The sequence below is a fragment of the Halomonas lysinitropha genome, assembly GCF_902500215.1.
Taxonomy (GTDB): Bacteria; Pseudomonadota; Gammaproteobacteria; order Pseudomonadales; family Halomonadaceae; genus Halomonas; species Halomonas lysinitropha.
The window spans coordinates 63349-73302 of record NZ_CABVOU010000037.1; the positions used below are offsets into that span (position 1 = coordinate 63349).

Below are 9954 nucleotides of genomic sequence, written 5' to 3' on the forward strand. Positions count from 1 at the left end.
CGCCCCTGACGATATGCTTCGGCCATGAGTTTACGGCCGTTCAACCTCCAGAGACTAGCACGCAGAAGAGGCCCTCGACAGCATGCCAGCCGCCATCACCGACAACGGTGCCGAGCCTCCTGCGAGCCGGCGCAAGCGCCGCACGACTCGCTGGTGGCTGGCAGGGCTGCTGGTGGGATGCCTGCTGCCGGCAGGCCTGGCCCAGGTGGAATCCCTGCGCCTTGTCGAGCGTGTCGCCCAGGTCAGCATCCTGGTGCCGGTGCTGCTGCGTGTGCGCTCTCGCCTGCATGCCCGTCGCCGGGCCCTGGTGCGCTGGGTTCGGCAAGCCTCTCGCTGGGCGAGGATACGGGCAAGGGCAGTCGGGCGTCCCGTCCTCGCGCCCTGTTATCCGGTTGCCGCGCATGATGTCCTGACGCGTCGTGGTCCTCCCCGCCTTTGATGACGATACCGCTCGGAGAGGTCGTGGACAGCTGTCCGCGACGCGATGCCACACGCAGTTACTGGACCTTTCATGATCAACAATCTGTTACGCAAGGTAGTCGGCTCCAAGAACGACCGCGAAGTGAAGCGCATGAGCCGCCATGTGGCGGATGTCACCGGCCTGGAAGCCGAGCTTGAGAGCCTCGAGGAGGCCGCTCTCAAGGCTCGCACCGAGACGCTGCGCGAACGCCTTGAGGGTGGCGAACCCCTCGATGCCCTGCTCCCCGAGGCCTTTGCCACGGTGCGTGAGGCCAGCAAGCGCGTCATGGGCATGCGCCACTTCGATGTGCAGATGGTCGGTGGCATCACCCTGCACCGCGGCCGTATCGCCGAAATGAAGACCGGTGAGGGCAAGACGCTGGTGGCGACTCTGGCGGTCTATCTCAATGCCCTCCCGGGCAAGGGTGTGCACGTGGTCACGGTCAACGACTACCTGGCGCGCCGCGATGCGGAGTGGATGCGTCCACTCTATGAATTTCTGGGTCTCTCGGTGGGCGTGATCTTCGCCGGGCAGGCGCCGGAAGAGAAGCGTCATGCCTATGCCTGCGACATCACCTACGGCACCAACAACGAGTTCGGCTTCGACTACCTGCGCGACAACATGGCCTTCTCGCTGGAGGAGAAGGTCCAGCGCGACCTCTACTTCGCCATCGTCGATGAGGTCGACTCTATCTTGATCGACGAGGCAAGGACCCCGCTGATCATCTCCGGGGCGGTGGACGAGAACACCGAGCTGTATCGCGTCGTCGATCGTCTGGCGCTGAACCTCGCGGCATGCAGCGACGAGGAGGACCCGGAGAGCGGCGACTTCATTCTCGACGAGAAGCAGAAACAGGTGGAGGTCACCGAGGTCGGCCACCGCAAGATCGAGGAACTGATGCGTGGCGAGGGGCTGCTGGGCGAGGAGGATTCCCTCTATGCCGCCCAGAACCTCAACCTACTGCAGCACATGCACTCGGCGCTGCGCGCTCGTCATCTCTATCACCGCGACGTGGACTACATCGTCAGCGATGGCCAGGTGGTGATCGTCGATGAGCATACCGGCCGCAGCATGCCCGGCCGTCGCTGGTCGGAAGGTCTTCACCAGGCGGTGGAGGCGAAGGAGGGCGTGCCGGTGCAGCGCGAGAGCCAGACGCTGGCCTCGACCACCTTTCAGAATTACTTCCGACTCTATGACAAGCTCTCCGGCATGACCGGCACGGCCGATACCGAGGCCTTCGAGTTCCGCCAGATCTATGGCCTCGATGTGGTGGTGATTCCCACCAATCGCCCGCTGATCCGCCAGGACCTCAATGACCTTGTCTACCTCACCGCCGAGGAGAAGTTCGAGGCGATCATCGAGGACGTCAAGGCGCAGACCGAGGCCGGGCGCCCGGTGCTGGTGGGTACCGCCTCTATCGAGACCAGCGAGTACCTGGCCGATCTGATGAAGCGGGGCAGCATGCAATTCAACGTGCTCAACGCGAAGCAGCACCAGAGTGAAGCGGAGATCATCGCCCAGGCCGGTCGCCCCGGAGCTGTCACCATCGCCACCAACATGGCCGGCCGTGGCACCGACATCGTGCTGGGCGGCAACTGGGAGGCAGAGGTTGCCAAGCTGGAGAACCCGTCCGGGGCCCAGGTCGAGCAGCTCAAGGCCGAGTGGCAGGCCCGCCATGAGGCGGTACTCGAGGCCGGCGGCCTGCACGTGATCGGCTCCGAGCGCCACGAGTCACGGCGCATCGACAACCAGCTGCGAGGTCGCGCCGGTCGCCAGGGAGATCCCGGCTCGACCCGCTTCTTCCTCTCCCTGGAAGACAGCCTGATGCGCCTGTTCGGCTCTGATCGGGTGCAGCGAATGATGAAGGCACTGGGGCTGGAGCACGGTGAGGCGATCGAGCACAAGATGGTCTCGAATGCCGTGGAACGCGCCCAGAAGAAGGTCGAGGGCCGCAACTTCGATATTCGCAAGCAACTGCTCGAGTACGACGACGTGGCCAACGATCAGCGTCGGGTCATCTACGAGCAGCGCAACCAGATACTGGGTGCCGAGGATGTCTCGGACAGCGTCATGGGCATTCGTGAGGAGGTGCTGGACCTCGCCATCAGCGAGTTCGTGCCGCCGCAAAGCCTGCCCGAGCAGTGGGATCTGCCCGGTCTCCAGGATCACCTGAAGAGCGAGTTCAACCTCGATGCGCCGGTGGTCGAGTGGGCCGAGCAGGACGAGCGTTTCCACGAGGAGCAGCTGCGTGAGCAGCTGCAGGCGATGCATCGCGAAGCCTACCAGGCCAAGGTGGCGGAGGCTGGCGAGGAGCTGATGCGCCGCTTCGAGAAGCAGGTGATGCTTCAGGTGCTCGACACCCGCTGGAAGGAGCACCTGCAGTCCATGGATCATCTGCGGCGCGGTATCCACCTGCGCGGCTATGCCCAGAAGAATCCCAAGCAGGAGTACAAGCGCGAGGCCTTTGAGCTGTTCCAGAACCTGTTGACCAACATCAAGGCCGACGTGACGCGCATCCTCAGCCATGTCCAGGTGCGGCGTCCCGAAGAGGTCGAGGCCCTGGAGCGCCAGCGCCGCGAGGCGCTGGAGCGAGAGAAGGCCGGCGCGGCGAGCCGTCATGACGAGCCGTCGATGGCGGCCGGCGAACAGGATGATGCCAAGCCTGCCCCGGCTCCCGGTGCCGACGGTCGACCCTTGCGTCGCGAGGGCCCCAAGGTCGGACGCAACGATCCCTGCCCCTGCGGTTCGGGCAAGAAGTACAAGCAATGTTGCGGCAAGCTGAGCTGAGGTGACGGACCGGGGGCCACCCCCCCCGGTCGGGACGGGAGACGAAACGATGGCAGTGGGCGAGACATATTTTCCGGAGATGCCGGTAATCGAGGGGCTGCGGCTGGGCACCGCCAAGGCCGGGATCAAGAAGTCCGATCACCGGGACCTGGTGGTGATCGAGATTCCCGATGGGGCCAGGGTGTCGGGTGCCTTCACCCGCAATGCCTTCTGCGCGGCGCCGGTGACGGTTGCCCGTGAGCACCTGGCCGCCTGTACGGCTCGCGGTGAAGGGGCGCGTTACCTGGTGATCAATACCGGCAATGCCAACGCCGGTACCGGCGAGGCAGGCTTGCGCGACGCCCGTGCCACCTGCGCCGAGCTGGCACGGTTGGCAGGGGTAGGCGAGCAGAGCGTGCTGCCGTTCTCCACCGGGGTGATCGGCGAGCCGCTACCCATGGAGCGCCTGCTGGCGGGTCTGCCTCCGGCCCTGCAGGCCCTCGACGATGGCGCTGCTGCCTGGCGAGAGGCTGGGGAGGGTATCCTGACCACCGATACCCGGGCCAAGGGTGCCTGCGTGACCCTGGCACTGGGCAAACAGACGGTGACCCTCAACGGCATCGCCAAGGGCTCGGGGATGATTCGTCCCGATATGGCGACCATGCTGGCCTTCGTGGCCACCGATGCAACCCTGGAGCCGAGTCTGCTCGACCAGCTGCTGCGCGAGGCGGTGGATCGCTCCTTCAACTGCATTACCGTCGACAGCGATACCTCGACCAACGATGCCTGCATGCTGATCAGCACCGGCCGTGGGGCTGTAGTGGCCGATGAGGCAGACCTGACCATCTTCCGCAACGGCCTGCAGCGGGTGATGACGGAGCTGGCCCAGGCGGTGGTTCGCGACGGTGAAGGTGCGACCAAGTTCGTCACCCTGCAGGTCGATGAGGCGCGCAGTCGTCGCGAGGCCCTCGACGTGGCCTTTACCGTGGCCCACTCGCCGCTGGTCAAGACGGCCCTCTACGCCTCCGATGCCAACTGGGGGCGGATCCTTGCCGCCGTGGGGCGTGCGCCCGTCGAGGCGTTCGACGTGAACCGGGTCACCATCGATCTCGGCGAGGTGCGCCTGGTCGAGCATGGCGGGCGCGCCTCGGGATATAGCGAGGAGGCCGGCAGTGCGGTGATGGCCCGCGAGGAAATCGTCATCCGCATTGCCCTGGGGCGCGGTGAGCAGTCTGCCACGGTGTGGACCTCGGACCTTTCCCACGACTATGTGACTATCAATGCCGACTATCGCAGCTGACCGGCGGTGACGGTCGGCAGCCAGACAGCAACCCTGCGCGGTGCCAAGGCCGCGTGGACCAGCGGGTAGGAGTCAATGAACGCAATGGTGAAGAGAAGGGTGCATGTGGCAGCGGCTGCCATCATCAGTGCCGATGGCCGCGAGGTGCTCCTCGCCCGTCGTCCCTCCAACGTCGATCACGGGGGACTCTGGGAGTTTCCCGGTGGCAAGCTGGCGCCTTACGAGACCGGCCTGGAGGCACTGAAACGCGAGCTCCACGAGGAGCTCGGCGTCGAGATCCGGCGTGCGCAGCCCTTGATCCGCATCCACCATGAATATTCCGACAAGCATATCCTGCTGGATGTGTGGCAGGTGCACGATTTCGCCGGTGAGCCATTTGGCCGCGAAGGACAGGCGGTACGCTGGGTGCCCATGGACGAACTGGTGAACTATCCGTTTCCGGCGGCGAACCTGCCGATCCTGCGTGCGGTCATGTTACCGACCGAATACCTGATCACCGGCGAGGAGGCCAACGAGGCGCGGTTCATCGAGCGACTGGCCCGTGCCCTCGACGAGGATGGTGTGCGTCTGGTCCAGCTGCGTGCCAAGTCGCTGGATGAAGCGGACTACCTGAAGCGCGCCGAGCAGGCCCTGGCGCTGTGTCACGAGCGGGGTGCCCGCCTTATGCTCAATGGCGAGCCATCGCTGCTGGAAGTCGTGGCGGCTGATGGCATCCACCTGACCAGTGATCGGCTGATGAGCCTGGAGCGGCGTGCCTTGCCCGAAGGCAAGTGGCTCTCCGCCTCGACGCATGATCTTCGTCAGCTGGATCATGCGCGCCGTATCGGCTGCGACTTCGTGACCCTGTCGCCGCTGCGCACCACCCCCTCCCATCCGGAGGTGGCGCCGATCGGCTGGCATGATTTCCAGCAGCTGGTGGAGCGCGCCGGCATGCCGGTCTTCGCCCTGGGCGGCATGACACGATTCGATGCGCATCATGCCCGCGCCGTGGGGGCGCAGGGCATCGCCTCGATCCGCGATTTCTGGAAATAGCCATCAGCGCCGAGCTACAAGCGCCGAGCTACAAGCGCCGAGCTACAAGCGCCGAGCTACAAGCGCCGAGCTACAAGCGCCGAGCTACAAGCAAACCCCGAGGCCGTTGCCTCGGGGTTTGCTTTCTTATGGCAGCACCCACACTTTTGGCGGCTTGGCGGCCTCAGTCCCGGTAGCGCCGGGTCAGGTCGCCATAGGCGTCGATCCGGCGGTCCCGCAGGTAGGGCCAGATGCGCCGCACCTCCTCGCTGCGCGTCATGTCCAGCGTCACCAGCATCCGTTCCGCCTCCTGGCCGGCATGGGCGAGCAGCTCGCCCTGGGGCCCGCAGATGAAGCTCCCCCCCCAGAAGTCGATACCCGGCGTTGCTCCGGAAGGGTCCGGTTCATGCCCGACTCGGTTGGCGACGATCACCGGTAGGCCATTGGCCACGCCATGACTGCGCTGGATCAAGGTCCAGGCCTCCTTCTGACGGTTCATCTCCTCCCTGTCGTCATGGGGATGCCAGCCGATAGCGGTGGGGTAGAGCAGCAGTTCCGCGCCGGCCAGGGCCATCAGCCGCGCCGCTTCCGGATACCACTGATCCCAGCACACCAGCACGCCGAGACGCCCCAGGGAGGTGTCGATCGGCTGGAAACCCTGGGCGCGGCCGTCGTCCTGGTCGCCGGGGGTGAAGTAGAATTTTTCGTAAAAGCCCGGGTCGTCGGGGATATGCATCTTGCGGTAGTGGCCCACGCGGCCACGGTCCCGGTCGTAGACCACGGCAGTATTGTGGTAGAGGCCGGGCGCGCGGCGTTCGAACAGCGACCCCACCAGCACGATGTCGAGTTCCTTTGCCAGGCTCGCCAGCCAAGAGCCGGTCGGCCCGTCGAGGGGCTCGGCCAGGTCGAAGACTTCGGTCTCCTCGGTCTGGCAGAAGTAGTGGGTGGCATGCAGCTCCTGGAGCATCACCAACTGGGCACCGGCAGTGGCCAGCTCGCGAATGCCGGCTTCGCTCTCGGCGAGGCTCCTGGCCTTGTCGGGCCAAGCGGGCTGCTGGACCAGGCCGACCTTCAGGTTGCGGGACATGATGAAGACTCCTCGTGGTTCAATGCTCGAGGCTAACCCGGCGCCTCTGTCTCAGTTGAGCCTTGTCAGGCTGCCCAGGGGCAGCTGCATGGTCAGGCAGTGCAGGCTGCCATGCTGGCGGATCACGCTCAGGCAGTCGATAGGGATGAGATCGCGGCCGGGGAAGGCCTCGCCCAGGGCGGCGAGGGCCCGGCTGTCCGCAGCATCGCCATAGGTTGGGACCAGTACGGCGCCATTGATGATCAGGAAGTTGGCGTAGGTCGCCGGGAGTCGGTGGCCATCCTCCGGATCATGGCAGGCACCCGGCCAGGGCAGGGGGATCAGCCGATAGGGGTCGCCGTCGGTGCGGCGTAGGGCGCGAAGCTCGTCCTCCATGGCGGCCAGGGTCGGATAGTGGGGGTCGGTCGGGTCGTCGCACCGGATATAGGCCAGCGTGGCCGGGTCGCAGAAACGCACCAGGGTATCCACGTGGCTGTCGGTATCGTCGCCCTCCAGATGGCCGTTGGCCAGCCACAGCACCCGTGTGATCCCGAGATCCGCCTTCAGGCGTGCCTCGAGGGCCGTCCTGTCCAGGTCGGGGTTGCGGTTGGGGTTGAGCAGGCACGCCTCGGTGGTCAGCAGGGTGCCCTCGCCATCGGTGTCGATGGCGCCGCCCTCGAGCACCAGGTCGCGGGCTTCCACTGCGCAGGCGAAGGTGCCGTTGTCCGCCAGTCGGCGCGTCAGGGTGTTGTCGCGAGCGGCCTCGAACTTGCCGCCCCAGCCGGTGAAGGTGTAGTCGAGCAGGACCAACCCACCGTCACGCGCCACGCCGATGGCACCATGATCGCGAGCCCAGGTGTCATTGGCGGGGGCGACCACCAGCTTAAGGCGCGCGGGCTCCACGCCCAGGCAAGTGAAACGATGCGTCAGGTGGCGGCGGGTCGCAGTATCCGGCACGGCGATCAGTACGCCTTGATAGCGAGCGATGGCGACCACCATGGCTTCCATGGTCGCCTCGATGCGTTCGAGTAGCGGTGCCCAGTCGCTGTCGGGGCTGGGCCAGGTGAGTTGTACGGCATCCTGGGGATGCCACTCGGGGAGCAGGCAATGAACCATGGACGGATCTCGTGCGGGTCGTCTTGGGGCGTGCCGGCGCAATGTAGGCCGCCACCGGCAATGTTGCAATGATCGCGCAATCGGGTGGTCTCGACGATGCAGCAGTTGGCGAAAAACCGTACCATGGGCGCCCGCCGACAAGGAATGTGCCCATGCTTGACCGTCTCCCCTTCCTGATCGGGCTGCGCTACGTGCGCGCCAAGCGTCGCAATCACTTCATCTCGTTCATTTCGCTGACCTCCATGCTGGGCCTCATGCTGGGGGTCGCCGTGCTCATCCTGGTGCTTTCGGTAATGAATGGCTTCGACCACGAACTGCGCACCCGGGTGCTGGGCATGGTGCCCCATACCAAGATCGAGGCGCCGGGCGGGCTCACCGATTGGCAACCGCTGGCCGAACGGCTAATGGAGCGCCAACGGGTGATCGGCGCCGCCCCCTATGTCGAGCAGCAGGGCATGTTCTCGGTGAGCGGGCGCAACGAGGGTGCCATGGTCAACGGCATCGAACCCGAGTGGGAAAGCCGGGTCTCGATCATCGATGAGAACATGCGACACGGGAGTCTGGATGACCTGGTGCCCGGTGAGTGGAACATCGTGCTCGGTTCGATCCTGGCGCAACGTCTGGGCGTCGGTGTGGGCGACCGGGCGACACTGCTGGTGCCCGAGGCCTCGATCACCCCGGCCGGCGTCTTCCCGCGGCTCAAGCGTTTCACCGTGAGCGGTATCTTCAGCGTCGGCGCGGATCTGGATGCGTCCCTGGCCTATGCTCACATCGATGACATGCAGACTCTGGCAAGGCTGGGCGACGCGGTCGGCGGCCTGCGCCTCGAACTGGATAATCTTTTCGCGGCGGGCAGCGAGACCCGGGCGATCATCAATGAACTGGGGGCCGGCTACCGAGGCCTCGACTGGACCTACTCCCATGGCAACCTCTTCCAGGCCATCCAGATGGAGAAGCGCATGATCGCGCTGCTGCTGACGGTGATCATTGCCGTGGCGGCCTTCAACATCGTCTCCACCCTGGTGATGGTGGTGACCGACAAGCGGGCCGATATCGCCATCCTCCGAACCATCGGTGCCACGCCCCGCTCGATCATGGGAATCTTCATCGTCCAGGGGCTGGCGATCGGTGTGATCGGCATCCTGGTGGGTGTGGTGGTGGGCGTGCTGCTCGCCTGGACCGTGTCGGATCTCATCGGCTGGGTGGAAGGTGCCTTCGGTATCCAGTTCCTCGATGCCGGGGTCTACTTCATCAGCAACCTGCCGTCGCGGCTGATCTGGAGCGACGTCGGCAAGATCGTGTCAGCGGCCTTCGTGTTGACCTTCCTCTCCACCCTGTATCCGGCCTGGCGTGCCGCCCGGGTACAGCCTGCCGAGGTGCTGCGCTATGAGTGAGACGGACAAGACCCCAGGTGCCGACACGCCTTACCATGCGGGACAGGTGATGCTCGAATGCCACGACCTGACGCGCGTCTATCGCGAAGGGCCAAGGGACCTTACTGTGCTGGATGGTCTGACGATGCAGGTACTGGCCGGCGAGCGGGTGGCCGTGGTCGGCAGCTCCGGCTCCGGCAAGACGACGCTGCTCAATCTGCTGGGCGGGCTGGATCGTCCGAGTCACGGCGAGGTGCGCATCGCCGGCGAATCGCTGCTGGCGCTCAATGACGCCGATCTGGGACGCTTTCGCAATCGCCGGATCGGCTTCGTCTATCAGTTTCACCATCTGCTGGCGGAGTTCACTGCTCTGGAGAATGCCGCCCTGCCGCTGATCGTGCGCGGCCAGCGCAAGCGGGTAGCCGAAGAGCGCGCCCGTCAGCTGCTGGCGCGGGTCGGCATGGCCGAGCGAGCCGACCACAAGCCGGGCGAGCTCTCGGGGGGCGAGCGTCAACGCGTGGCCATCGCCCGGGCGCTGGTCACCGACCCCAGCCTGGTACTGATGGACGAGCCCACCGGGAACCTGGACCAGACCACGGCGGCGAGTATCCTGGCGCTGATGGACGAACTGGCGAACAGTGCGGCCTGTGCCTTCGTTATCGTCACCCATGACCTCGCCCTTGCCGCCCATCAGGATCGCATCCTGCGGCTTGATGGCGGGCGACTGGTCGAACGGGCAGACACCGACTGAATGCCGCTTCTTCTAGTGTGTTGTCCCGTAAATACATACTATAATGTTGAGTAGGCCTCAATCAGGATGCTACTCATGCCTCGCGGACGCCCCCCACTTCCCGTCGTGTTG

8 protein-coding genes are annotated in these 9954 nt (G+C 65.4%); 6 read left to right on the forward strand and 2 right to left on the reverse strand.

The genetic code is table 11. The features are described from left to right. The first annotated feature begins 82 nt into the window (after positions 1 to 82). From HALO32_RS11130 to HALO32_RS11145, 4 genes are all read left to right on the forward strand, one after another. Positions 83 to 439: a hypothetical protein gene (locus HALO32_RS11130; protein WP_151443945.1), complete on the forward strand. Its 357-nt coding sequence runs from the start codon at positions 83 to 85 to the stop codon at positions 437 to 439. A gap of 72 nt (positions 440 to 511) precedes the next feature. Next, positions 512 to 3247 carry a preprotein translocase subunit SecA gene (gene secA, locus HALO32_RS11135; protein ID WP_151443946.1) on the forward strand — a complete coding sequence of 912 codons (2736 nt, stop codon included), beginning with the start codon at positions 512 to 514 and terminating at the stop codon, positions 3245 to 3247. 49 nt (positions 3248 to 3296) lie between these two features. Beyond that, positions 3297 to 4526: a bifunctional glutamate N-acetyltransferase/amino-acid acetyltransferase ArgJ gene (argJ, locus tag HALO32_RS11140; protein WP_151443947.1), complete on the forward strand. Its 1230-nt coding sequence runs from the start codon at positions 3297 to 3299 to the stop codon at positions 4524 to 4526. 84 nt (positions 4527 to 4610) lie between these two features. After that, positions 4611 to 5558 carry a Nudix family hydrolase gene (locus HALO32_RS11145; RefSeq protein WP_151443948.1) on the forward strand — a complete coding sequence of 316 codons (948 nt, stop codon included), beginning with the start codon at positions 4611 to 4613 and terminating at the stop codon, positions 5556 to 5558. Between the two features lie 163 nt (positions 5559 to 5721). Here HALO32_RS11145 and HALO32_RS11150 read toward each other — a convergent pair whose 3' ends face one another. Both HALO32_RS11150 and HALO32_RS11155 read right to left on the reverse strand, forming a co-directional pair. Then, positions 5722 to 6624, reverse strand: coding sequence for a carbon-nitrogen hydrolase (locus tag HALO32_RS11150; protein ID WP_151443949.1), 903 nt, complete (start codon positions 6622 to 6624; stop codon positions 5722 to 5724). A 51-nt stretch (positions 6625 to 6675) separates the two neighbouring features. After that, complete coding sequence (locus HALO32_RS11155; protein WP_151443950.1) at positions 6676 to 7719, reverse strand: agmatine deiminase family protein; 1044 nt, start codon at positions 7717 to 7719, stop codon at positions 6676 to 6678. A gap of 152 nt (positions 7720 to 7871) precedes the next feature. Here HALO32_RS11155 and HALO32_RS11160 point away from each other — a divergent pair, with 152 nt between their 5' ends. Together HALO32_RS11160 and HALO32_RS11165 are read left to right on the forward strand one after the other, a co-directional pair. After that, a complete protein-coding gene (locus HALO32_RS11160) occupies positions 7872 to 9113 on the forward strand; it encodes a lipoprotein-releasing ABC transporter permease subunit (RefSeq protein ID WP_151443951.1) in 1242 nt (413 codons plus the stop codon). After that, positions 9106 to 9843, forward strand: coding sequence for an ABC transporter ATP-binding protein (locus HALO32_RS11165; RefSeq protein WP_151443952.1), 738 nt, complete (start codon positions 9106 to 9108; stop codon positions 9841 to 9843). The genes HALO32_RS11160 and HALO32_RS11165 overlap by 8 nt, the downstream gene beginning before the upstream one ends. Positions 9844 to 9954 lie beyond the last annotated feature (111 nt).